Annotated in this window: 23 protein-coding genes; 15 read left to right on the top strand and 8 right to left on the bottom strand. The window is 67.6% G+C overall.

From position 1 onward, the window contains the following. Positions 1-103 precede the first annotated feature (103 nt). Together AC1M2K_RS04075 and AC1M2K_RS04070 are read left to right on the top strand one after the other, a co-directional pair. A complete protein-coding gene (locus AC1M2K_RS04075; protein WP_480239938.1) occupies positions 104-1,402 on the top strand; it encodes a hypothetical protein in 1,299 nt (432 codons plus the stop codon). A gap of 74 nt (positions 1,403-1,476) precedes the next feature. After that, the gene (locus AC1M2K_RS04070; RefSeq protein WP_480239937.1) at positions 1,477-2,634 is read left to right on the top strand and encodes an AMP-binding protein; all 1,158 of its coding nucleotides are present in this window, start codon (positions 1,477-1,479) and stop codon (positions 2,632-2,634) included. Between the two features lie 55 nt (positions 2,635-2,689). Here the strand turns inward: AC1M2K_RS04070 and AC1M2K_RS04065 are convergent, their stop codons facing one another. After that, positions 2,690-3,139, bottom strand: a complete 450-nt coding sequence (locus AC1M2K_RS04065; RefSeq protein ID WP_480238132.1) for an Hsp20/alpha crystallin family protein — start codon at positions 3,137-3,139, stop codon at positions 2,690-2,692. Between the two features lie 178 nt (positions 3,140-3,317). Here AC1M2K_RS04065 and AC1M2K_RS04060 point away from each other — a divergent pair, with 178 nt between their 5' ends. Beyond that, a complete protein-coding gene (locus AC1M2K_RS04060) occupies positions 3,318-4,307 on the top strand; it encodes a 1,4-dihydroxy-2-naphthoate polyprenyltransferase (protein ID WP_480238131.1) in 990 nt (329 codons plus the stop codon). Positions 4,308-4,309: 2 nt separating this feature from the next. On the opposite strand, the gene AC1M2K_RS04055 is transcribed toward AC1M2K_RS04060, so the two are convergent. Beyond that, positions 4,310-4,609 (bottom strand): DUF4229 domain-containing protein, encoded by a 300-nt coding sequence (locus AC1M2K_RS04055; RefSeq protein ID WP_480239936.1) that lies wholly within the window; start codon positions 4,607-4,609, stop codon positions 4,310-4,312. Between the two features lie 90 nt (positions 4,610-4,699). On the opposite strand from AC1M2K_RS04055, the gene AC1M2K_RS04050 reads away from it, so the two are divergent. Genes AC1M2K_RS04050 through AC1M2K_RS04040 form a run of 3 tightly spaced genes read left to right on the top strand, consistent with a single transcriptional unit; the run spans position 4,700 to position 7,726 of the window. Next, positions 4,700-5,116, top strand: coding sequence for a PLD nuclease N-terminal domain-containing protein (locus AC1M2K_RS04050; protein WP_480238129.1), 417 nt, complete (start codon positions 4,700-4,702; stop codon positions 5,114-5,116). Next, the gene (gene menD / locus AC1M2K_RS04045) at positions 5,109-6,797 is read left to right on the top strand and encodes a 2-succinyl-5-enolpyruvyl-6-hydroxy-3-cyclohexene-1-carboxylic-acid synthase (protein ID WP_480239935.1); all 1,689 of its coding nucleotides are present in this window, start codon (positions 5,109-5,111) and stop codon (positions 6,795-6,797) included. Before AC1M2K_RS04050 ends, menD begins: the two co-directional genes overlap by 8 nt. A 59-nt stretch (positions 6,798-6,856) precedes the next feature. Continuing rightward, entirely contained in the window at positions 6,857-7,726 is an 870-nt protein-coding gene (locus AC1M2K_RS04040) for a PPK2 family polyphosphate kinase (protein ID WP_480239934.1), read from the top strand. On the opposite strand, the gene AC1M2K_RS04035 is transcribed toward AC1M2K_RS04040, so the two are convergent. Together AC1M2K_RS04035 and AC1M2K_RS04030 are read right to left on the bottom strand one after the other, a co-directional pair. Further along, the gene (locus AC1M2K_RS04035; RefSeq protein WP_480239933.1) at positions 7,723-8,985 is read right to left on the bottom strand and encodes an isochorismate synthase; all 1,263 of its coding nucleotides are present in this window, start codon (positions 8,983-8,985) and stop codon (positions 7,723-7,725) included. The genes AC1M2K_RS04040 and AC1M2K_RS04035 overlap by 4 nt on opposite strands. A gap of 52 nt (positions 8,986-9,037) precedes the next feature. Continuing rightward, on the bottom strand, positions 9,038-9,274 hold the full coding sequence (locus tag AC1M2K_RS04030; RefSeq protein WP_480240800.1) for a DUF1272 domain-containing protein: 237 nt from the start codon (positions 9,272-9,274) through the stop codon (positions 9,038-9,040). A gap of 159 nt (positions 9,275-9,433) precedes the next feature. Here AC1M2K_RS04030 and ubiE point away from each other — a divergent pair, with 159 nt between their 5' ends. The 3 genes from ubiE (at position 9,434) to AC1M2K_RS04015 (ending at position 11,526) form a co-directional block, all read left to right on the top strand. Further along, positions 9,434-10,141 (top strand): bifunctional demethylmenaquinone methyltransferase/2-methoxy-6-polyprenyl-1,4-benzoquinol methylase UbiE, encoded by a 708-nt coding sequence (ubiE, locus tag AC1M2K_RS04025; RefSeq protein ID WP_480239932.1) that lies wholly within the window; start codon positions 9,434-9,436, stop codon positions 10,139-10,141. A 44-nt stretch (positions 10,142-10,185) separates the two neighbouring features. Further along, entirely contained in the window at positions 10,186-10,608 is a 423-nt protein-coding gene (locus AC1M2K_RS04020; RefSeq protein ID WP_480239931.1) for a DUF1294 domain-containing protein, read from the top strand. A 75-nt stretch (positions 10,609-10,683) separates the two neighbouring features. Next, complete coding sequence (locus tag AC1M2K_RS04015; RefSeq protein WP_480239930.1) at positions 10,684-11,526, top strand: pentapeptide repeat-containing protein; 843 nt, start codon at positions 10,684-10,686, stop codon at positions 11,524-11,526. A gap of 93 nt (positions 11,527-11,619) precedes the next feature. Here AC1M2K_RS04015 and AC1M2K_RS04010 read toward each other — a convergent pair whose 3' ends face one another. The 3 genes from AC1M2K_RS04010 to AC1M2K_RS04000 are packed head-to-tail and all read right to left on the bottom strand — an operon-like array spanning position 11,620 to position 13,393. Continuing rightward, positions 11,620-12,393, bottom strand: coding sequence for a putative protein N(5)-glutamine methyltransferase (locus tag AC1M2K_RS04010; RefSeq protein WP_480239929.1), 774 nt, complete (start codon positions 12,391-12,393; stop codon positions 11,620-11,622). Next, positions 12,390-12,965 (bottom strand): YdeI/OmpD-associated family protein, encoded by a 576-nt coding sequence (locus tag AC1M2K_RS04005; protein WP_480238450.1) that lies wholly within the window; start codon positions 12,963-12,965, stop codon positions 12,390-12,392. Before AC1M2K_RS04005 ends, AC1M2K_RS04010 begins: the two co-directional genes overlap by 4 nt. After that, positions 12,965-13,393, bottom strand: a complete 429-nt coding sequence (locus AC1M2K_RS04000; RefSeq protein ID WP_480239928.1) for a VOC family protein — start codon at positions 13,391-13,393, stop codon at positions 12,965-12,967. The genes AC1M2K_RS04005 and AC1M2K_RS04000 overlap by 1 nt, the downstream gene beginning before the upstream one ends. Before the next feature lie 151 nt (positions 13,394-13,544). Here AC1M2K_RS04000 and AC1M2K_RS03995 point away from each other — a divergent pair, with 151 nt between their 5' ends. The 6 genes from AC1M2K_RS03995 to AC1M2K_RS03970 are packed head-to-tail and all read left to right on the top strand — an operon-like array spanning position 13,545 to position 20,606. Further along, positions 13,545-15,104, top strand: coding sequence for an APC family permease (locus tag AC1M2K_RS03995; RefSeq protein ID WP_480239927.1), 1,560 nt, complete (start codon positions 13,545-13,547; stop codon positions 15,102-15,104). 13 nt (positions 15,105-15,117) lie between these two features. Then, a complete protein-coding gene (locus AC1M2K_RS03990) occupies positions 15,118-16,338 on the top strand; it encodes a saccharopine dehydrogenase family protein (RefSeq protein WP_480239926.1) in 1,221 nt (406 codons plus the stop codon). A 32-nt stretch (positions 16,339-16,370) separates the two neighbouring features. Continuing rightward, on the top strand, positions 16,371-17,438 hold the full coding sequence (locus AC1M2K_RS03985) for a polyprenyl synthetase family protein (RefSeq protein ID WP_480239925.1): 1,068 nt from the start codon (positions 16,371-16,373) through the stop codon (positions 17,436-17,438). A 14-nt stretch (positions 17,439-17,452) separates the two neighbouring features. After that, the gene (locus AC1M2K_RS03980; RefSeq protein ID WP_480238117.1) at positions 17,453-18,823 is read left to right on the top strand and encodes an FAD-dependent oxidoreductase; all 1,371 of its coding nucleotides are present in this window, start codon (positions 17,453-17,455) and stop codon (positions 18,821-18,823) included. A 49-nt stretch (positions 18,824-18,872) separates the two neighbouring features. After that, on the top strand, positions 18,873-19,586 hold the full coding sequence (locus tag AC1M2K_RS03975) for a hypothetical protein (protein ID WP_480239924.1): 714 nt from the start codon (positions 18,873-18,875) through the stop codon (positions 19,584-19,586). A 6-nt stretch (positions 19,587-19,592) separates the two neighbouring features. After that, positions 19,593-20,606 carry an alpha/beta hydrolase gene (locus AC1M2K_RS03970; RefSeq protein WP_480239923.1) on the top strand — a complete coding sequence of 338 codons (1,014 nt, stop codon included), beginning with the start codon at positions 19,593-19,595 and terminating at the stop codon, positions 20,604-20,606. 133 nt (positions 20,607-20,739) lie between these two features. On the opposite strand, the gene AC1M2K_RS03965 is transcribed toward AC1M2K_RS03970, so the two are convergent. After that, a complete protein-coding gene (locus AC1M2K_RS03965) occupies positions 20,740-22,323 on the bottom strand; it encodes a PucR family transcriptional regulator (RefSeq protein ID WP_480239922.1) in 1,584 nt (527 codons plus the stop codon). Positions 22,324-22,415 lie beyond the last annotated feature (92 nt).

The following is a 22,415-nucleotide window of genomic DNA, read 5'->3' as shown; positions in this document are numbered from 1 at the left end:
CGGATCTGGCGGTCTGCGGGACGGGCTCTGACGCCGTAACTGGGGGGTCGGCGATCCGGCGGAAAGCGGCTCGTGGTCACTCCGCTGATGCCAGTATTGGCCGGTGCCCACAGACAACCAGGACACGGCGGTGCAGCCGGTCGATGACGTCGTTCTCATGATTCTGGGAACGGATGCCGAGTTCAGCGGGCGCCTGCACGCGTCGCTATCGCGCCGCAAGGTGCCGGCGATTTTCATGGAGGATCAGGAACGGTACGGGTTCCGCTCATTCATCGTGAGAATTCTGGGGGACGAAGACGGATCCCCCCTGCGTTGGGTGACCCACGCCCCAGGGCGGCATGGTCTGGAACCCCTCGACCGTGCAGGCCTCGTCGAAGAGTTGAGCATCGAACTGGGGTGCCTGGTGGAGTCGCCATTCGAAGGGTTCGACGGAACGCGCGGTACCGATCCATCCGCAGTCGCAGGGGATGCCGGGGATCCGCAGGACGACGGTGGCGCGGAGCTCGAAAACGCGGCCTGTGCTGAGGCCTTCTCGGTGAGTGCATTCACCTGGTACACGCCGGGCGACACCGATATCGTGAGCGTCCTCGCGCGACAAGCGGGAGAGGCTTTCGTGGTGTGCCCTGCCGGTTCCGGCTACGTAGCAGAACCCACCGGGTCGCCGGAGTCGGTCTTCGACGGAGGAACGTGGGCAGCGAAGGGTGGTCTCTTCCTGGCACGATCCGCCGGACGACGAGGGGTCGGTTTCTACTCGAAGCGCGAGCCCGTCGTCGTTCACTGGTGGGACGAGGTCTGGACTGTCGTCGATCCGGCGAAGCCATGGGAGACGGACGCGGAGGGTCTGGCCGTTCGTGACTACCTCGAGATGCTCCTTCCGGTGCCCGAGCCTGAGCCGTGGATCGAGAACTTCGCTCTCGATCCCCAGCGCGCCGAGGAACTCCGGATTCTGTTCCGACACGACGTGAGCGACGAGAACACATTCGATCGGGTGGTCAGAGCAGTCGGCCTGCCGCCACTCCTTTCCGACGTGGCATCGGGACGCACTCGTCTGCTGGACGTCGAGGGAGCTGAGACGATCCATCCGAGCACGATGTGGCAGGCCATGAAGGGAATGGCGCGTGAGGAATGGGAACGTCCCGTCGAGTTTCCTGCGTGGGCCGCTCCGCTGAAGCGATGGCAGGAACGGCGGCGCCGACGGTCAGTGGGCTATCTCGCACTCATGGGCACCGCATTCGTCGGCGTTGCGGTTCTTCTCGCGGTGAAGCTGGCCGACGGGGCGGACATCGAGTCCGTGTGGTGGAGGTTCGCCGTGCTCGGGTATTGCATCCTCGACGTCGCGTGGCCGCGGCGGGCCGCCGCCGAGTCCGAGATTTCGGACTCCGCCGCAGCGCCGCAGTCCTGACCGCCGCAGGGATCTCGATTCGCTCCTCCGTCGCCACTCGATCAGTGGGTGGACGGCAGTCATACACTGAGACCATGACGCGGATGCTCGTACGGGTGCCGGCCACGGAACCACTCGACCTCATGGTCGAGTTACGCCGCGCCCTGGACCGCTCGGGCCCGGCGCTCACGCCCGTCGAAACGAGCGAGCCGGAGACCTCCAGCGACGAGCAGGTGCCGCAAGCGGTCGGCGTCGTCATCGAAACCTCCGGTTCGACCGGCGTGCCCAAGCGGGTGGCGCTCAGCTGCGACGCCCTGCTCGCCAGCGCTGCGGCCAGCGCGACGGTGCTCGAAGGCCAGGGGCAGTGGCTGCTCGCGCTTCCCGCCCACTACATCGCAGGCCTCCAGGTGCTCACCCGGTCGATCGCCGCTGGGACGGTTCCCGTCGTCCTTCCGCCCGGCCGGTTCGACCCCGCCGCCTTCGCCGAAGCGGCACGCTCGCTCACCGGAGAGCGTCACTACACCTCGCTCGTTCCCCTGCAACTGGCCCGTCTGCTGGAAAGCAGGGCTGGGCTGATGGCGCTCCGCCGTTTCGACGGCATCCTCGTCGGCGGGCAGGCCACGCCTCCGCAGTTGCTGCAACGCACCGAACAGCTCGGGCTCCCGATCTTCCGTACCTACGGTTCGAGCGAGACCGCGGGCGGCTGCGTCTACAACGGCGTCCCGCTCCCCGGCGTGCATGTGCGCGTCGTCGACGACCAGATCGAGCTGGCGGGACCGATGCTCGCCGAGGGATACCTCGGCGACGATGCTCTCACCGATCGCACCTTCGTCGTGGCGGACGGGCTCCGCTGGTATCGCACCGGCGACCTCGGCGAAGTCGAGGAGGGCCGCATCCGCGTCACCGGGCGCGCTGACAACGTCATCATCTCCGGAGGCGTCAACGTTTCGCTCGACCGCGTCGAGCGCATCGTCCGCGGGCTGCCCGACCTGACCGAATCGGTCGTCGTCGCAGCGCCCCACCGTGAGTGGGGCGAGGTTCCCGTCGTCGTCACGACCGGGTCGCACCCGTCGCTCCGTGAGATCGCGGATGCCGTGGCCGATTCCCTCGGCAAGCCGTCGCGTCCCGCCCACATCCTGCGGCTCGATTCGCTTCCCGTGCTTCCCTCAGGCAAGCCCGACCGGCTCGCGATCATCGCGATCGTCGCCGTGGCTCTGCGGGACGACGAGTCCGGCCCGTCGATCCCGGTCTAGCCCTCACACACGGCGACGGCCGGGGCCGAATGCCCCGGCCGTGACGACCGCGCGATCAGGCGTCGACGGACTTCTGCGATTCCTTCACCGTCAGGCTCTCCTGCTCGTTGCCTGCCGCGACCTCGATCTTGCGCGGTTTCGCACGCTCGCTGACCGGGATCGTGACGCTGAGCACGCCGTTCGTGTAGTTCGCGGCGATGCGCTCGATGTCGATTCCCTGGCCGAGGTTGAGCTGGCGGAGGAAGGAGCCAGACATCCGCTCGCGGGCGATCCACTTGGCGCCCTCAGCGGCGGCGAGAGTGCGTTCGGCGCGGATCGTCAGCAGCTGTCCGTCCACGTCGATGTCGACCGATCCGGGATCGATACCGGGGAGGTCGGCCGAGAGGACGTAGTGGTCGCCTTCACGATAGAGATCCATGGGCATCAGGCGCGGGCCCTGGCGTGCGCCGAGCATGGCTTCGGTGACGCGGTCGAGGTCGCGGAACGGGTCGAAATTCAGTGCCATCTGAGAGATCCTCCTTGTTCGTTGTCTCTGTGGGTTGTCAGAGTTGAGTCGATGGGACTCAACTTGGAAGCCATATTAATAATCGCCGCGAAAATGTCCAGTCGGTTCGTGTTTGCTCTGAGAGAACGGGCAGGCGGATGCCGGGTAAGCTTCTCGCGGAACAGAGGGAGGTTGCCCCGTGGCAGCTCAGAAGCAGAGGCCGACGGCCCCACAGTCACCCAGCGGTGCCAGGCCGAAGGGCAAGGGCAGGAGCGGCAATCCGGCCGCACGGCCGTACGAGAAGATCCGCCCGGCGACGTTCGGCGACTGGGTCGCCGGTGCACGTGTCTTCACACTGTCGATGTCGATCTCCCCTGTGCTCGTCGGAACCGGCGCTGCCACCGTTGCCAACGACCCGGGCGAGTTCCACTGGGTGCGCGCCCTGCTCTGCCTCGTGATCGCTGTCAGCCTCCAGATCGGCGTGAACTACGCCAACGACTATTCAGACGGCATCCGCGGCACCGACCGCCACCGCGTAGGACCGTTCCGCCTCGTCGGCAGCGGACGGGCGAAGCCGAAGACGGTTCTCATCGTCGCCCTCGCCTTCTTCGGAGTGGCTGCAGTAGCCGGCCTCGTCCTCACCGTCATCACCGGACTCTGGTGGCTCATCGCCGTCGGCGCCGTCGCCATCCTGGCCGGATGGTTCTACACCGGTGGCCGCCGCCCGTATGGATACAACGCACTCGGCGAGCTCTTCGTCTTCGTGTTCTTCGGACTGGTGGCAACCCTCGGCACGGCGTACGTGCAGTCCTTCACGCTCAACCAGGAGGCCTGGCTCGGCGCGGTCGGCGTCGGACTCATCGCCGTGGCCACCCTCATCGTCAACAACATCCGTGACATCGCCCAGGACGAGGAGGCCGGCAAACGAACCCTCACCGTGCTGCTCGGCGGACGGGCCAGCCGTGCGCTCTACATCGTCTGCGTGCTCGCACCGTTCGGAATCGCCGTGTGGCTGGCGTTCTTCTACCCGATCGCGTGGTTCGCGTTGTTCGGGCTCCTCGCGGCGCTGCCCGCGGTCATCATCGTGGCCACAGCGCGCAGTGCGAAGGAGTTCGTTCTCGCGCTCAAGCTCACCGGTCTCGTGCAGCTGCTGTACGGGCTCGCGCTGCTCTGGGCGTTCTGGAAGTAGCCTCAGCGGTCGGTGGGTGAGGTGGTGTCCCTCGCGGATGCCGCCGCATCCGTCACCGAATCCTCAGCGTCCTCGTCACCGCTGGCTTTGCCCTTCGACCCGTGCCGGAGGTCGTAGAGGTCACGCGAGACGGCCTCCCGGGGCGTGCGGAGGAAGATGTACGACACGCTCAGCCCGATCAGTGCGGCGAGCACGGTCGCGATCCACGGCTCGATCCCGAGGAACAGCAGGATGACGAGCGGGATGGCGAATGCGGCCAGGCGCAGCACCGTGTAGTACACGACGGGGGGAATGCGTTTCACCCTCCCAGTGTAAACGGGCGCGGCTGAGGGAGCCCGGGCCTGCCCGGCGACAGGGGGCAAGTTCCCAGAACGGCGGGCTACGATGAAGCTATGCGCTGGTTCATCATTTTGGCGGTCGTTCTCGTTGTCGTGACGATCTATTCGGTGATCGACTGCGCCGTGATCCCCGCCAACCGCGTCCGTGGGCTGAAGAAGCCCGCGTGGATCGTCATCATCCTGCTGCTCCCCGTCCTCGGCGTCATCCTCTGGTTCGTCATCGGTCGGGCTCGCGCCGGGCACGAGGCCAAGCCGCGCCTCGCTCCCGATGACGACCCGGCGTTCATCGGCACCCTCGGCCGTGACCACGAGCAGGATGAACGAATCCGCCGCCTCGAGGAAGAACTCGCCGCACTCGATTCAGACGCTCCAGACCCCGGTGCCACCGGCAAGCCGACACCGACACCAGACGACACCCCGGACGGTACGGCTGGCCACACGCCCGACGACTCGGGCCGAACGGATGCCTGACGCCGGTCCGGCAACCACGTACTCCGTCGCTCTCCTGGAGGAACTGGTGCGCCTCGGCGTGCAGGACCTCGTCGTCTGCCCTGGCTCGAGGTCGCAGGCGCTCTCGCTCGCTGCAGCGGCCCTGGAACGGGCCGGCTCGATCCGGCTCCACGTGCGCATCGACGAGCGGGTGGCCGGATTCCTCGCCCTCGGTCTCGCCGTGGAGAGCGGTTCGCCCGCTGCCGTGATCGTCACAAGCGGCACGGCGGTCGCCAACCTGCACCCCGCCGTTCTCGAGGCGAACCACTCGGGCGTCCCGCTGCTCCTGCTCACCGCCGATCGCCCTGACGAACTCCGCGGCATCCGCTCGAATCAGACCACCCACCAGGCCGGCATCTTCGGTGTCGCCGTGCGCTTCACCCGCGATGTGCCCGCCCCGATGGGTGAGGTCGATGATGCGGCATCCGCCAGGACCCTCGCCCGGCTTGCCGTCGATGCAGCCGTCGGTGTCGGCCCGGCCGGCCCTGGGCCCGTTCACCTCAACCTCGCACTGCGCGAACCGTTGTCGACGCCGATCGCCGCGCTCGACCGGGTTGAGCAGACGGGCACTCCCGTTGCCCGTACGTCCAGGATCACCCGGCCAGGGATCCTCCTCGAACGTGGCAAGCGCACCGTCGTCATCGCCGGCCATGGCGCAGGCCCCGTGGCCGAAGCCCTCGCCCACGCCGGCGGCTGGCCGCTGCTCGCCGAGGTGTCGAGCGGAGCGCGCTTCGGCAGGAACCTCATCGTGGCCTACCGTGAGCTGCTCGCCGATCCGGACTTCGGAGGCCAGGTCGAGCGGGCCGTCGTGTTCGGGCACCCCACGCTCAGCCGCGAAGTGCCCGCCCTTCTCACCCGCGACGGCGTCGAGGTCGTCGTCGTCGCCCCGACCGGAGACGAGGTCTACAACCCCGGTCACCGCGCAGCACATATCGTCGGCGCAGCGGCCATCGTCGACGGAAGCATCGATCGCGCCTGGATCGGATCCTGGGTCCAGGCATCACGGACCATCTCCGACGAGAAATCCCACGACGTCGCCCCCGACCTCGAGGCCGCCCATTCGTCTGACCCCGCCGTCCGCCTCGGTTACGTGAAGGGTGAATTCGCGGCCGTCAGGGCTCGGATCGACCGCCGGATGCTCGCCCTCGCCGTCTGGGGAGCCACCTGGCCGCACGACCGCCTGGTGCTCGGCGCATCGCGACTGATTCGAGACGTCGACGCCGCCGTGCCCGGCAAAAAGATCCAGGTCCACTCGAACCGGGGACTCGCCGGCATCGACGGCACCGTGGCCACAGCCCTGGGGATCGCCATCGCCAGCCAGGTCGATGGTGCTGGAGTCACCCGGGTCCTGCTCGGCGACCTGACACTTCTCCATGACGCCGGAGCGCTGCTCGGCGGTATGGGCGAGATGACGCCCAGGATCCAGGTGATCGTCGGCAACGACGGCGGAGGCACGATCTTCGACGGCCTCGAGGTGGCCGAGTCCACCGAGAACGCCGATTTCGACCGGGTGCTCTACACGCCGCAGCGGGTCGACCTGGCCGCGCTGGCCGCCGCGTACGGCTGGTCGTACGTGAAGGCGACCACGAGGGGAGACCTCGACCAGGCGCTCACGGCCCCCGTGACATCCGGCGTTCTCATCGAGGTCCCGCTCGACCGCTGACACCGCGCGGGATTCCGCAAGGCATTGAGCATCGGCTGTGCGGCCGCCACAATGAGCCAATGACCTCAACGAAGCGGCAAACAGAAACGGCGTGGGAGAAGTCCTGTGCGGAACTCCTCCGCGTGGACAGCGATTTCACACTGGCCGACGTCGACGCGAACTCGACGCCCGGATTTCTCGGCGGGAAGAAGAAAGGCAAGGCGGAACTCGCCGCCGCCGCCCTCGACCTGGACGAGAAACAGGAGCGGCTGTTCGCCGCATCGAAGGGCGAGGCGACGGATGCCGTTCTGCTCGTCCTGCAGGCGATGGACACCGCGGGAAAGGGCGGCATCGTGCGGCACGTCGTCGGCTCCGTCGACCCGCAGGGTGTCACCGTCGCGGCGTTCAAAGCGCCGACGAAGGCAGAGCTCCAGCACGACTTCCTCTGGCGGATCCGCAAACGCCTGCCCGAGCCTGGCTTCATCGGGGTGTTCGACCGATCCCACTACGAAGACGTCCTCATCGCGCGCGTGCACGGACTCGTCGAGCCCGTGGAGATCGAACGGCGGTACGGAGCCATCCTCGACTTCGAGAAGGAAATCGCCGACCGCGGCATCCGGATCATCAAGGTCATGCTGCACATCAGCGCCGACGAACAGAAGGCGCGCCTCGCTGAGCGCATCGACCGGCCGGACAAACACTGGAAGTTCAACCCGGGAGACATCGACGAGAGGCAGCACTGGCCGGAGTATCAGGCTGCATTCCAGACGATGTTCGAGCGGACCTCGACGGACGAGGCGCCCTGGCTCGTCGTGCCGGCGAACAAGAAGTGGTACGCACGGGTAGCTGTCCAGCGCCTGCTCATCGACACGCTGACGGAGATCGACCCGCAGTGGCCACCGGCAGATTTCGATGTGGCCGAGCAGAAGGCCCGGCTGGCCGCGACCTAACCGAACGCGTCGACGATCGGCCGGAACTTCATCCGGGTTTCGGTCAGCTCCTTGTCCGGAACGGACTCGCCGACGATTCCGCCGCCGGCATACGCCGTGACGTCACCGCCCGGCTCGACCTGGGCGCAGCGGAGGGCGATGGCCCATTCGCCGTCGCCGTCCGCGCCGACCCATCCGACCGGTCCGGCGTACCGGCCCCTGTCGAACGGCTCGAGCTCGGCGATGAGGGCAACGGCGGCAGGCGTCGGCGATCCGGCGACCGCGGCCGTCGGGTGCAGCGCGTCGATGAGGTCGAGCGACGTGGCGTCGTCGGTGAGTGTGCCTTCGATGTCGGTCGCAAGGTGCCAGAGATTCGGCAGCTTGAGGGTGAACGGCATCTCGCTGGTCAGCACGTGTGAGGTGTGCGGCCGGAGCGACGCCAGCACGCTCTGCACGGCGAACTGATGTTCGTCCTGATCCTTGGTGCTGGTGACGAGGTTGACGGCCGCCTGCTGGTCCGCTTCGGCGTCCGCGCCGCGAGAGGCCGTCCCGGCGAGGACCCTGGCGGTGACCGAACCGTCCTGCACCCCGACGAGTGTCTCGGGACTCGACCCGATCAGGCCGTCGATGGCGAACGTCCAGCAGTCCGGGTAGCCGAGCGCGAGATCGGAGACGACGCGTCGGAGGTCGGCGTCAGCGGGGATGCGACCGGTGAGGTCTCTCGACAGAACGACCTTGCTGAGGTCACCGTCGAGGATCCTGGCGACAGCCTGCGCCACGTGCGTCTGGAAACCGGCGGCGGTCTCGGCACCCGGAGTCAGGGTGACGCGGTACTCGGGTCCGAACGCCGTCGCCTGGAGTTCAGGCGAAACGGCGTCCTGCTGCTCGCCGCCCACCCGGATCCGGGTGAGCCAGGTCACTCCGTCGCGACGTCCGAGAACGATCTGCGGCACGATCAGCACACTCGACTGTGCCGATCGGTCGGCGAACGCGAACGTGCCGAATGCGACCAGCCCCGTGCCCGGCATCCGGAGCGGGTCGGTGACGGTGGCCGCTGCGGCCACGTCCCGCCAGGCGGTCGCGGCATCCTTCATCCGGGTCGGGCCGGAGAATTCGAGCCGCAGCGCTTCACCGATGCCGGCGAGACCGGCGCCCTTGCGCAGCCAGAGGAGGGGGCGCTGGGGGTCGACGAGGGCGATGAGCGAGCGGACATCGTCGACCTTGTGGGTCTCGACGATCAAATGCTGCACGGAGGATGCGAGTGTGCCGGGTTGAGTCACCCCCCAAGCGTACGCCTCGGCGCGAGGCACCCAGCCGGCGGTCGGCTGATGTTCAGCGGGCTCCGAGGCAGTCCGGGCTGAGCACGCGGGTCGTGGATGCCGGGTTGGTCGTCAGCTTCTCCGGCGCGCGCGTCGGTCGCACGGTCAGGTCTCCTCCGCAATTGGGGCAGCGGCCGCCGGGGAACGTGGCGGCGCAGTCCTCGCACCAGGTGCATTCGAACGAGCAGATGAGCACGTTCGCAACGCAGGGGGACAGATCGCGATCGCAGCATTCACAGTTAGGACGCATCTGAAGCATGCGGTTTCCTCTTCGTCTCGCCGGTCTGCCGTCTGGTCGTGTCGCCAGCGTAGCGGGCGTTGGCCGGCGCAGACAGCACTCGGCGTGGGCCGAGCGCAAGGCCCTGCCCGGGGCCATCGGCCGGTGCACCCCCGGACGTAGACTGAGAGGATGAACAAGGCAGATCTCTCCAAGCAGCCCCAGCAGGTTTCCGCCATGTTCGACCAGGTCTCGACGCATTACGACCGCACGAACACGGTGATGAGCGTCGGCAACGACCAGCTGTGGCGGGTCGCGACGACGCGGGCCGTCGATCCGCACCCCGGCGACCGCATCCTCGACCTCGCCGCCGGCACCGGGACCTCGAGCGCATCCATCGCCAAGTCTGGTGCTACCGTCATCGCCGCGGATTTCTCCCCCGGCATGATCGAGGTCGGGCGCAAGAAGTTCGGTCGCGTGCGCAACATGCAGTTCGTCGAGGCGGATGCCACGGATCTCCCGTTCGCCGACGACGAGTTCGATGCAACGACCATCTCGTTCGGGCTCCGCAACGTCGTCGAGCCGAAGAAGGCGATCGCCGAGATGTTCCGCGTCACGAGGCCGGGCGGCAGGATCGTCATCTGCGAGTTCTCGACGCCGCCGAACCCGGTCATGAAGGGGCTCTACGACTTCTACCTGAAGCGCGTCACGCCGCTGCTGGTCAAGTTCTCGAGCTCCAACCCCGACGCATACGACTACCTCAACGACTCGATCAAGGCGTGGCCGGCCCAGGCTGAGCTTTCCTCCTGGTTGCGTGGAGCGGGCTGGACCGAGGTCAAGCACCGCGATCTCACCGGTGGCATCGTCGCGCTGCACCGCGGCACAAAGCCCCGCGCCTGATCACCCCAGCGCTCGCGACCGAGGCGGGCCGATAGCATCGCTGGATGACCTCACGGCCGGCCACCTCCACACGCCAGTCGCGGGCATCCCGACAGGCGGGCGTGATCGTCGGGATCGCGATCGTCGTCGCGTTCATCGCCGCCCTCCTCGTGGCGGATGCTCGCTGGGCGGTCCCCGACTGGGTCGCGCTTCTCTACCTCGGCATGAGCATCCTCTGCTTCATCGTCTATGCCGTGGACAAGTCCGCCGCCGTCGCAGGTCGGAGGAGGATCTCCGAGAACACACTGCTCGGCCTCGGCCTCGTCGGCGGATGGCCCGGCGCGATCCTGGCCCAGCAGTTCCTCCGGCACAAGCTCAAGAAGCGGCCGTTCATGGTGCCGTTCGTTGCGACGGTGGGCGCGAACGTGGGCGTCCTTGTGCTGCTGCTCACACCGCTCGGCTCACGGATTCTCGACGCCCTCCTCTGAGCGATCCCCCGCCCCGGTGCTCCCGGTTACCCACCGTCCTGATGGCAGACTGGAGGGGAGCGAAGGAGGCGTGTTATGGACCTGATCCCGTTGACCCCTGTCTCCCGCCGCGACGACCTCCGCGCCGACTGCTCCCGCTGTGTCGGCCTGTGCTGCGTGGCTCTGGCGTTCGCGCGATCCGCCGACTTCGCCTACACCAAGGATGCAGGCGAACCGTGCGTGAATCTCGCTGAGGACTACCTCTGTGTGATCCACCCCGAGCTGAGGCAGCGCGGTTTCAAAGGCTGCACGGTCTTCGACTGTTTCGGCGCCGGTCAGAAGGTGACCCAGCACACGTTCGGAGGTACGGGCTGGCGCGACGACGCCGACGTTCGCCGGGAGATGTTCGGTGTGTTCCCGCTCGTCCGCCAGCTTCAGGAACTGCTCTGGTACCTCGACGGAGCCATCGGGATGCCGCAGACGGCTCCGATCCGTGACGATCTGGAGCGCGCGTATGAGCAGACGGAAGCGCTCACCAGTGCTTCCGCCGACAGAATCCTCTCCCTGGACCTCGACGAATACCGCGGCGAGATCGCGCCGATCCTCCACCGGGCGAGTGAGCTTGTGCGGGCGGGTGTGGCGGTCTCGAAAGCGGCCGGCGGCATCCAGCCGGGAGCCGACCTCATGGGAGCGCACCTCGCGGGTCAGGACCTGCGCGGCGCCAACCTGCGCGGCGCCTGGCTCATCGGCGCCGACCTCCGATCCTGTGACCTGTCGTTCGCCGACGTCATCGGGGCGGACTTCCGCGACGCCGAGCTCGGGGGAGCGGATCTTGCGTCGACCCTGTTCCTCACCCAGTTCCAGGTCAACGCAGCGCAGGGTGATGCCAGGACCCTCCTGCCGCCATCCGTCTCACGTCCGTCGCACTGGCGGCGCTGAGGGCCGCTCAACCCGCGAGATGGCAGTTTCGACCTCAAAAAAGCACTCCGGGTGAATCTTGGGTGCGCAACTGCACTCTCGCGAGCTCGAAGGTCAGTGAAGCATCCCCGTCACCACCGTGGCGTCGAACGCGTCCGAGTGCTCGAGAGTTGCGTGCACACCGGCCCGCGCGACGATCTCGGCCGTGCGATCGGCCTGCCCCTCGCTGGTCTCGATGAGCAGGCGGCCGCCGGGGCGCAGCCACGCGGATGCCTCCTGTGCGATCCGTCGATGCAAGTCGAGCCCGTCGCGTCCTCCGTCGAGGGTCGCCCGCGCTTCGTGCAGCCGCGCCTCCCTCGGCATGGTGTCGATGTGTTCGGTGGGGACGTACGGGGCGTTCGCCACGATCAGGTCGACGGTTCCCCGCAGCCCGCGCGGGAGGGCGTCGTAGAGGTCGCCCTGGAACGCCTGCCCTGAGATGTTGGAGCGGGCGCAACGGACGGCGTCCGGGTCGATGTCGGTCGCGTAGAGATCGATCGAGCGGACCCGGTCGGTGAGCGCGGCGCCGATCGCCCCAGAACCGCAGCAGAGGTCGACGACCCTCGGATGCTCCGCCTCCGCGGCGAGCGCGGTCGCGAGTCCCACGAGGAATTCCGTGCGCCGCCGGGGAACGAAGACGCGCGGTTCCACACGGATGCGCAGGCCGCAGAATTCCGCCCAGCCGAGGATGTACTCGAGTGGTTCCCCGGCCGTGCGGCGCGCGACGAGAGCGTCCAGCCCGACGGCATCCGGCGCCGCCTCGAGAAGCAGCTCGGCCTCCTCCTCGGCGAACACACACCCTGCCGCCCGCAACCGGGCAGTCAGATCCCCCGAGACGCCGACCGTCACTCGTAGAACTTCTCCTTGCGGGCGAGCCGGTCGACGAACTGCTCGATCCGCCTGGCGCGGGTCTCGGGGCGCTTGGCATCCTGGATCCGGTAGTACACGGCGTACCGGTTCTGGCTGTTGAGTGTCTCGAAGAATGCGGCAGCGTCAGGGTTCTTCTCCAGCGCCGAAACGAAATCGGGGTGGGGCTCGGCCGTCTTCGGCCCGTCGTATGCCCGTTCCCAGCGCCCGTCGGCACGCGCCCGCTCCACCTCGGCCAGCCCGCGCGGCTTCATCCGGCCGTCCGCGATCATCGCCTCCGCCGTCCGCACGTTGCGCGCCGACCAGGGGCTCCTCGCCCGCCTCGGTGTGAACTTCTGCACGTAGGTGGCGTCGTCGATCCGCCGTGCCTGACCGTCGATCCAGCCGTAGGCGAGCGCCACATCGAGGGCCTCGGCATAGGTGACCGTCGTCTGCCCCGAACCCTTCTTCGCCAGCACCAGCCAGACGCCAGGCGACGAGTCCTGGTTCTCCTCGACCCACCGGCGGAAGTCATCCGGCCCATCGAACCGCAGGGTCTCCTGGTCTGCGACCATCACTCGCCCAGCATCGATCCGCTGCGGAACTCGAGGATCTCGAGGTAGTGCGCGTTGTACATCACTCCGAGGATGTTGCCGAACGGGTCGATGACGGACCCCGTGACGAACCCCGGCCCGCGCGTCGTGATCTCCTCGTGCAGTGTCGCACCGAGCGAGAGCAGGCGTTCCATGGCGCCTTCCACGTCGTCGACGTGCCAGTACGTGATCACCCCACCTGGATCACTGGCTGCGCCGTGGGGCGAATAGCGCCGGTCGAGGAGCCCAAGTTCATGCTGGTAGTCGCCGATCCGGAACTCGAGGTACGCCGGCGGGCCCCCCTCCGGTCGGGCGAAGTACGGTCCGATCCCCAGTACCTCGGTGTACCAGTCCCGGGCCTTGTCCATGTCATCCGCGAACAGGACGACTGTGCTGAGTCCTCGAAGCATTCCGGCTCCTCCCGCCTGTGCGGCGCTCGCCGCAGGTCGCCTCCCATCTTCCCCCGAGCATCCGATTGCGTCTATGGCCGGGGGAAACTGTTGTGAGAATGCCCGCAGGCAACCATTGACACGTGAATCCGCGCGGCAGTAGCTTTCGGGCATGACTACCCGATCAACGGATGCTTCGCGTCCGGCCGCCCCCGGCGGCGAAGGAAAGGGCCTGGCAGCAGGCACCCTCGGCCTGTGGGGATCCGTGGTGATCGGACTCGCGTCCACCGCCCCGGTCTACTCGCTGGTCGCTACCCTCGGCTTCGTTGTGCTCGCGGTCGGTGCGCAGGCACCCATCGCTTTCATCGTGGCCTTCATCCCGATGCTCTTCATCGCCTTCGCGTACCGCGAGCTCAACCGCGCCGTGCCCGACTGCGGCACCGCGTTCACCTGGGGCACGAAGGCCTTCGGACCTGTCGTCGGCTGGATGGGCGGGTGGGGCGTCGCCGTCGCAGGCATGGTCGTGCTCGCCAACCTCGCCCAGATCGGCGGCCAGTACCTCTGGCTGCTCGTCGGTGACGGATCCCTCGCGTCGAACGTGCCGCTCGTCACCGCCACCGGCGTGGCGTTCATCGCCCTGATGACGTGGGTGAGCTACCGCGGCGTCGAGTTCGGCGAACGACTCCAGAACATCCTCCTCGCCGTCCAGTACGCGGCCCTGCTGCTCTTCGTGGTCGTCGCCTTCATCCACGTGGCGAACGGAACAGCACCGAACGCCACACCGATCTCGCTCGAGTGGTTCAACCCGTTCGGCTTCACCGACTACTCCGGCTTCATCGAGGCCGTGCTTCTGGCGCTCTTCATCTACTGGGGCTGGGACACCTGCCTGTCGCTCAACGAGGAGACGAAGGACCCGAAACGCATCCCAGGCCTCGCCGCCCTCGTGACCACCGTCATCCTCCTCGTCACCTATGTGACCGTCGCCGTGGCCGCCATGTCGTACGCCGGGCTCGGGACCGATGGTGCCGGCCTCAACAACGAGGACAACGCCAACGACGTCTTCCTCGCTCTCAAGGACCTCGTCCTCGGGCCGTGGGCGTGGATCCTCGTCGTGGCCGTGCTCGTCTCCGCCGTCTCGTCCACGCAGACGACCATCCTCCCCACCGCGCGCGGAACGCTGGCGATGGCCGCATACAAGGCCCTGCCGCGCCGCTTCTCCGTGGTGCACCCTCGGTATCACACGCCGTCGTTCTCGACCCTGGTGATGGGCATCGTCGCGATCGTCTACTACGTCGGGATGACGCTCATCTCGGAGAACATCCTGGCCGACTCGATCCTCTCCCTCGGCCTGGCCATCGCGTTCTACTACGGCATCACCGGCTTCGCCTGCTTCTGGTACTTCCGGAAGGACCTCTTCAGGTCGGCACGCGACTTCTTCTTCAAGGGACTGTTCCCGCTGCTCGGCGGCCTGATGCTGGCCTACGCGTTCATCCAGTCCTGCATCGACATGTACGACGTCGAGTACGGCTACTCCGTGCTCCTCGGAATCGGCGGTACGTTCGTCATCGGGGTGGGGTCGCTCGCCTTCGGCGTCGTCCTCATGCTCATCTGGTGGGCGTTCCCCGGGTCGAAGCCGTTCTTCCGTGGCGAAAGCCTCAACCGGGACACCGCCGTCCTCGTCCCGGAAACCCCTGAGACCTATGGGCGTTCCATCGACGGCGGACTGACCTAAGGAGATCCAGCACATGCGCATCCTCATCGTCGGCACCGGCGGGGTCGGTTCGGCCGCCGTCCGCATCGCCGTCCGCCGCGACTTCTTCGAGAAGCTCGTCATCGCCGATTACGACCCGGCCAGGCCGGACGCGCTCGTCGCCGACGTCGGAGATGACAGACTCGTCGCCGCCCAGATCGACGCGTCGAACGCCGATGCCGTGGCTGCGCTGATCCGCGAGCACGACATCACCCACGTGCTCAACGCCGTCGACCCACGCTTCGTCATGCCGATCTTCAACGGGTGTTTCGCAGGCGGCGCCGTCTACCTCGACATGGCGATGAGCCTGTCGCACCCCCACCCCGAGAAACCGCATGAACTCCCCGGGGTGAAGCTCGGTGACGAGCAGTTCGAGCAGGACACGATGTGGGCGGATGCCGGTCGGCTCGCGCTGGTCGGGATCGGCGTGGAGCCCGGGCTGTCCGACGTGTTCGCCCGGTACGCCGAAGACGAGCTGTTCTCCGAGATCGACGAGCTCGGGGTCCGTGATGGCGCCAACCTCACCGTCGACGGCTATGACTTCGCCCCGTCGTTCTCCATCTGGACGACGATCGAGGAGTGTCTGAACCCGCCGGTGATCTTCGAGAAGGATCGCGGCTGGTTCACGACGCCACCGTTCAGCGAACCTGAGGTGTTCGACTTCCCCGAGGGCATCGGGCCGGTGGAATGCGTCAACGTGGAGCACGAAGAGGTGCTTCTCATGCCGCGCTGGACGAAGGCGAAGCGGGTCACCTTCAAGTATGGCCTCGGTGACGAGTTCATCAACGTGCTCAAAGTGCTGCACACGCTCGGCCTCGACAAGACGGACCCGATCACGGTAAAGGGGGTCCAGGTCGCGCCGCGTGACCTCGTCGCGGCAGCGCTCCCAGACCCTGCGACGCTCGGCGACCGGATGCACGGCAAGACCTGTGCAGGCGTGTGGGTGCGCGGGACGGGCAAGGACGGCAAGCCGAGGTCGACGTATATCTACCACGTCGTCGACAACCAGGAATCGATGGCCGAGTACGGCTCGCAGGCCGTCGTCTGGCAGACGGCCATCAACCCCGTCATCGCCCTCGAACTCCTCGCAACGGGAGTCTGGGAGGGCACAGGGGTCCGCGGCCCTGAAGCGTTCGACGCCCGGCCGTTCCTCGACCTGCTCGCCGCCGACGCCCCTCGCGGCTACGGGTCGCCGTGGGGGATCGAAGAGAAATAATCGCCGGTGCAGGCACAGGTAGGCTAGACCATGTGAATCCGAGTGCCACGCGGCGTGCCACCAGCCTGTCCAGCCACCTGGGCCAGACCGACCGCATTTTCGCCTCGCCCAAAACCAGGCAACTGCTCGCCGCCGTCGACGACGGCCTCGAGCAGATCGAACGTGGGCTCGATTCGGAACTGATCTTCGCCGACACCGTCGCGGATGCCTCGACGCGCTACCTGCTCGAAGCGGGCGGCAAGCGCGTCCGGCCGATGCTCATCCTCCTCACCGCCCAGCTCGGCGGGGGGAACACCGTCGATGTGATCACCGCGGCCGAGGCGATCGAGATCACCCACCTCGCCTCGCTCTACCACGACGACGTCATGGACGATGCCGACCGCAGGCGCGGTGTGCCCAGCGCACACGCCGTCTTCGGCAACTCGGTGGCCATCCTCACCGGTGACCTGCTCTTCGCCCGCGCCAGCCAGCTCATGGCCGGTCTCGGCGAACGTGCCATCCGCCTGCAGTCCGACACGTTCGAGCGACTCGTCCTCGGTCAGCTTCACGAAACCGTGGGGCCTCAGGACGGCGAGGACGCTGAAACGCACTACCTCCAGGTGCTCGCAGACAAGACCGGATCGCTCATCGCGGCCGCCGCGCAGGCCGGCGTGATCTTCTCCGGCGCCGACGACTCATTCGAGGCGCCCGTCGTCGAGTACGGCGAGAAGATCGGCATCGCCTTCCAGCTCATCGACGACGTCATCGACCTGTCGCCGCAGCCCGAAGAGACCGGAAAGGTACCTGGCACCGACCTGCGTGCCGGTGTCGCCACCCTCCCGCTCATCCACCTCCGTGTTCTGGCCGAGACCGACGCAGACGCGGCAGCTCTCCTCGCCCGGATCGAGGCCGAGGCCGCAGAGGGGACGGACGGTGAGGCATCCGCCGATTTCACCGCAGCCATCACCGAACTGCGCCAGCACCCCGTGACCATCCGTACCCTCGCCGAAGCCCATCGCTGGGCGCACGAGGCCGTCGCAGCACTCGACCCGCTGCCTGACGGCCCCGTGAAGCAGGCACTCACTCGATTTGCGGAGACGATCGTCGACCGCAGCAAGTAAGGAACCAGACGCAGATGACCAAGTTGAGACTCGCGATTGTCGGCGCCGGACCCGCTGGGATCTACGCAGCGGACATCCTCCTCAAGGCCGAACGCAAGTTCGATGTGTCGATCGACCTCTTCGACCGACTGCCGGCCCCGTACGGACTCGTCCGTTACGGAGTCGCACCTGACCACCCGCGGATCAAGGGCATCATCAACGCCCTGCGCGAGGTGCTGGACCGTGGCGACATCCGGGTCTTCGGCAACGTCGACTTCGGCACGGACATCACCCTCGACGACCTCAAGCGCCACTACAACGCCGTCATCTTCGCGACGGGTGCCGTTCGCGACGCCGACCTGAACATCCCGGGCATCGACCTCGAGGGATCCTACGGCGCCGCGGACTTCGTCAGCTGGTTCGACGGCCACCCGGATGTTCCCCGCGAGTGGCCGCTCACCGCCAGGTCGGTCGCCGTGATCGGCAACGGCAACGTGGCGCTCGACGTCTCACGCATGCTCGCGAAGCATGCGGATGACCTGCTCTCCACCGAGATCCCGGAGAACGTCTACGAGGGGCTCAAGGCCTCCCCTGTCACCGACGTCCACGTCTTCGGACGCCGTGGCCCTGCGCAGGTGAAGTTCACCCCGCTCGAACTCCGCGAACTCGGCGAACTTAATGACGTCGACATGGTGCTCTATGACGAGGACTTCGACTACGACGACGCGTCGAAGACCGCGATCGCCAGCAACAAGCAGGTCATGGTCATCGACAAGATCCTGCAGAAATGGCGCGAGCGCCCCACTGGCACCGCTTCGCGGCGGCTGCACCTGCACTTCTACGCCAAGCCTCTCGAGGTCGTCGGCGACGAGAACGGCCGCGTCGCCGCCTTCCGGTATGAGCGCACCCGCCCGGATGCCGAGGGCGGCGTCGTCGGGACGGGCGAGATCCGCGAGGTGCCCATCCAGGCCATCTACCGCGCCGTCGGCTATTTCGGGTCGCCGCTCGACGGCATCCCGTTCGACAAGAAGCACGGTGTGATTCCCAACCGTGAGGGCGTCGCGCTCAGGAAGGGCAGCAACGACATCGTTCCAGGGGTCTACGCGACCGGCTGGATCAAGCGCGGCCCTGTCGGGCTCATCGGACACACCAAGTCGGATGCCATGGAGACGATCAAGCACGTCATCAACGGCGAAGGCAGCTGGTGGAGTCCTGAGGCGCCGGAGGAGCAGGCCATTCTCGACCTGCTCGACTCCCGCGGAGTCACATACACGGACCTCGACGGCTGGCACAACCTCGACCAGCACGAGATCGCCCTCGGCGAGCCGCACGGCCGGGCAAGGGTCAAGGTCGTTCCTCGCGACGAGATGGTGGCGATCTCCCGGGCCGAGGCTGCCCGCGGCTGAGACCCGTCCGATCATGTGGCGGCTTGCCGTGCCCCGATAGGGTGGTGGCATGTCGACCGCAGGAAGTCCCCAGGCCCCGTACGACCAGCAGGCGCAAGGCGCCCCGACCGGATACCCGCAGGCGCAGCGGCCGACGGCTGACAAAGCGGTCGTGAGGCAGATCCTCTTCGGCGGTGCTGTCGTTATCGGAATCGCCGTCGCCACGAGCATCCTCTCCACGATCGGCACCGCGGTCTACGGATTTCGGGGAGAGCAGATCTTCGGCCTGGTCTGGAGCATCTTCATCGCTCTGGTCTTCATCGCCGGTGCCGGTCTGAGCGCTCTGTACATCGCGCCGTTCGCCAAAGCCGTCTCGGCGGCGGACCTGATCAAGCGGCTCGCGATCGCCGCGTCCGTCGGCGCAGCAGCCCTGCTCGTCCTCAACTTCATCTGGTCGGTCATCAACGGCGGACAGTACCTCGTCCAGGCGATCATCAGCGCGGGAATCTTCGGCTCGATCACGACCGGCCTGACGTACGGTGCATTCTTCGCGCTCGGCGTGTTCGTCGCCCGCGCGCTGCCTGCCGCGCCGCGCCGGCAGGGATACGCCGGCCAGCCGCAGGGCTACGCCCCTCAGCAGCCCGCCCAGCAGCCGGGATACCCGGCACCCGGACATGTCCAGCCTCAGGCGCCTGTCCAGGCTCCTGGCTACGTCCAGCCGCAGGCTCCCGGCTACGTCCAGCCGGCCGCGCAGCCCCAGCAGCCACTCCCGCCTCAGGGGTAGCACCCGGTGGCCGGCGCCGAGCGATCGCCAGGGGACCACTGGGTCCCCGACGTTCTCGGTGAGCCGTTCGAGCAACGAACCCTCGTCCTCGAGGACGATGTCGAGGGGGAGACCGTCGCGACCCTCGTGCGGCGACGGGAGCCTCCTCTCGGTGGCATCCGCTCCGTGTTCGGTCCTGCCCGCGGCTGGGACGTGCTCTACGTGCACGGCTGGTCCGACTACTTCTTCCAGAAGGAGCTTGCGGAGTTCTGGCACGGGCAGGGTGCCCGGTTCTACGCACTCGACCTGCGGAAATACGGCCGCAGCCTGCGACCGCGCCACAGCCCGGGTTACGCGACGAGCCTCAGCGTGTACGACGAGGACATCGACGCTGCCCTCTCCGTCATCGGCCATGGCCCAGGTGATGACAGGGCGTCCAGGCGCCTGCTGCTGATGGGGCATTCGACCGGGGGGCTCACACTCAGCCTGTGGGCGGACAGGAATCCCGGTCGCGCTGACGCCCTCGTCCTCAACAGCCCGTGGCTCGAGTTCCAGGCAGGCGCGATCGGGCGGCGGGCCATCGCCCCGCTCGCGAACATCGGGGCGAGGCTCGATCCGAGGGGGCAGCTGCCCAACGTCGACCTCGGCTTCTACACCCGGGCTGTGTCGAAGACGATGGATGGGGAGTGGGACTACAACACCGACTGGCGGCCTGCGCGCGGTTTCGCAGCCCACCCGGCCTGGCTCGCCGCCGTGCTCGCCGGGCACAACCGGGTCGCCGCCGGGCTGTCGATCTCCGTCCCTGTGCTGACCCTGCTTTCTGCCCGCTCGACGCTCTCTGCGACCTGGACACCCGAGATGCTCTCGAGCGACATCGTGCTCGTCGTCGATGAGATCGCCGAGCAGTCGCTGAGACTCGCCCCGACCGTGACGGTCGCGCGCATCGACGGCGCGCTGCACGACGTGCTGCTGTCGCGGCGGCCGGTGCGTGCGGCCGCGTACGACGAGATCACGCGCTGGGCGTCCGCCTACCTCGACTGACGGCATCCGCCCGGCGACCGACCACGAGGCTGATCGGTCCGAAAAGGCGATTCGGCAGGACCGTGAGCGACCGTTCCGGACCGATCGATCTCGCCGATAGCCGTTCGGGACCGACCGATTCGATCACGACGGCTCACTCCCCGAACTGAAGCGCCAGCCAGAGGTTCGTGCGCGCGTCCACGGTTGCGAGCGACCGCCCGGTGAGGCGTTCGACAAGCGCGACCCGGTTCTTGAGCGTGTGCCTGTGGATGTCGAGGGACCGCGCGGCCGGGTCCCACTGCCCGTTGTGCTCGAGCCAGGTCCGCACGTCGGTGAGTAGTTCTGTGTCGTGCTCGGCGTCGTGATCCCGCACCGGCCTGAGAAGGGCACGCGCGACCTCGACCGCATCGGCGTGCGGAAGCAGCGCGGCCAGCCCGCGTTCCGCCACCTCCGAGAAGACGGCGACGGATGCCACGCCGTCGCGCGGCGAGGCATCCGGTTCTGCGGCAGCCGCAGACTCCCGCAGTACCCGGCCGAGCGCCTGCGACGCCTGGCTCACCCCGGTGGCGGTCTCGCTCCAGGGCAGTGGATCGGAGACCCCGGCCGACAGCCTGTGCACCCGGCTCAGTTCGGACGCGAGGTCAGCGGCGGCATCCGCTGCCACCCCGACAACCACCCGGCTGTCGCTCGCCGCGAAGAAGAGGTCGCCGGCGAACTCGGCGTCACGCGCCTCGAGGTCTCCGAACAGGCCCTCCCTGCCTGCAGCAGTCGGTTCGAAGACAACGAACCCCACCGGTTCGGGCGGGAGCTCCCCGCCCATCTGCTGCACGATCCGGCGAACGAGCGCGACATTGCCTTCGAGCAGGGTCTGGAACAGCCCGCTGCGCAGGCGACCTCGAGCTCGCCCGAGCTCCCGGTTCTGCTCCAGCGCCAGCCCGGTCAGGGCGATGACGCTCGTCACGACGGTCTGGTCGGCGGCGTCCAGCGGCGAATCCCCGGCGATGATGAGAACACCTCGAAGTGCACCCCTCCTGCCGAGCGTCTGCAGCGTGATCTGGCCCGCCTCGTCACTGATCGTCGAACTCGACCGCTGCCCGCGACCGATCAGGCGTTCCGCCTCGAGCACCACCCGGGCGAGGGCGCCGTCCCCGGCAAGCGCAGGGACGGCGGATGACTCGTCGAAGACCCTGGCGAGGTGTCCGCGCGAGTCCACGAGGCCGACCCAGCGGTTCAGCTGACGGGAGAGCTCCTTGAGAATCGCCGACGTGGCATCCGGCCGAAGCGCGGCGAAGGAGATGGCACGCTGGGCGTTGAGCGCCCAGGTGTCCCTGGCGTGGGATGCTTCGGCGATGAGATCGGCAGCTGTGCGGATGACCGCGATGAACGGCACCCGGTACGGGACCTCGAAGAGCGGCATGTCGAATCGGTCGCACGCGGCCACGAGTTCGGGCGGGGTGCCCGCGCGGATCACTTCGGTACCGAACCCGATGCCGACGAGGCCGTGGGCGATGAGCCGTTCGACGTAGGCGTCGAAGTCGGCGGAAGAGACCGTGGCCGGGTCGAACTGGGTGCCAGTAGTCAGGACGAGCTGGCCGGCGTCGAGGAACGGCGTGGGGTCGGCGAGGTCGGAGCTGTGGATCCACGAGATCGGTGCGCTGAGCCGGTCGGACGAGCCCCCTGCCAGCAGGCGGAGGTCGAGAGCGCGGGTCTCGAGCAATCGGCGAACGGTGGGGTGCATCTGCTCACCGTACGCGAATTGACAGACTGGCAAAAGGACCTGCCTCGGATGGCCATTCCGGCAGTTCCAGCGGGAGTCAGCCGCTCCTAGTC

The organism is Mycetocola sp. Y171 (assembly GCF_056713165.1).
The sequence above is the reverse complement of the archived record's forward strand: the minus strand, read 5'-3'. Positions and strand labels throughout refer to the sequence as shown.

Coding starts and splice junctions, on each gene's coding strand:
- ubiE (WP_480239932.1), top strand. CDS start 9,434: ATGAACAAGGCAGATCTCTCCAAGCAGCCCCAGCAGGTTTCCGCCATG.
- AC1M2K_RS03980 (WP_480238117.1), top strand. CDS start 17,453: ATGACCAAGTTGAGACTCGCGATTGTCGGCGCCGGACCCGCTGGGATC.
- AC1M2K_RS04030 (WP_480240800.1), bottom strand. CDS start 9,274: ATGCGTCCTAACTGTGAATGCTGCGATCGCGATCTGTCCCCCTGCGTT.
- AC1M2K_RS04040 (WP_480239934.1), top strand. CDS start 6,857: ATGACCTCAACGAAGCGGCAAACAGAAACGGCGTGGGAGAAGTCCTGT.
- AC1M2K_RS04065 (WP_480238132.1), bottom strand. CDS start 3,139: ATGGCACTGAATTTCGACCCGTTCCGCGACCTCGACCGCGTCACCGAA.
- AC1M2K_RS03965 (WP_480239922.1), bottom strand. CDS start 22,323: ATGCACCCCACCGTTCGCCGATTGCTCGAGACCCGCGCTCTCGACCTC.
- AC1M2K_RS04070 (WP_480239937.1), top strand. CDS start 1,477: ATGACGCGGATGCTCGTACGGGTGCCGGCCACGGAACCACTCGACCTC.
- AC1M2K_RS03995 (WP_480239927.1), top strand. CDS start 13,545: ATGACTACCCGATCAACGGATGCTTCGCGTCCGGCCGCCCCCGGCGGC.
- AC1M2K_RS04005 (WP_480238450.1), bottom strand. CDS start 12,965: ATGGTCGCAGACCAGGAGACCCTGCGGTTCGATGGGCCGGATGACTTC.
- AC1M2K_RS03990 (WP_480239926.1), top strand. CDS start 15,118: ATGCGCATCCTCATCGTCGGCACCGGCGGGGTCGGTTCGGCCGCCGTC.
- AC1M2K_RS04000 (WP_480239928.1), bottom strand. CDS start 13,393: ATGCTTCGAGGACTCAGCACAGTCGTCCTGTTCGCGGATGACATGGAC.
- AC1M2K_RS03975 (WP_480239924.1), top strand. CDS start 18,873: ATGTCGACCGCAGGAAGTCCCCAGGCCCCGTACGACCAGCAGGCGCAA.
- menD (WP_480239935.1), top strand. CDS start 5,109: ATGCCTGACGCCGGTCCGGCAACCACGTACTCCGTCGCTCTCCTGGAG.
- AC1M2K_RS04050 (WP_480238129.1), top strand. CDS start 4,700: ATGCGCTGGTTCATCATTTTGGCGGTCGTTCTCGTTGTCGTGACGATC.
- AC1M2K_RS04020 (WP_480239931.1), top strand. CDS start 10,186: ATGACCTCACGGCCGGCCACCTCCACACGCCAGTCGCGGGCATCCCGA.
- AC1M2K_RS04015 (WP_480239930.1), top strand. CDS start 10,684: ATGGACCTGATCCCGTTGACCCCTGTCTCCCGCCGCGACGACCTCCGC.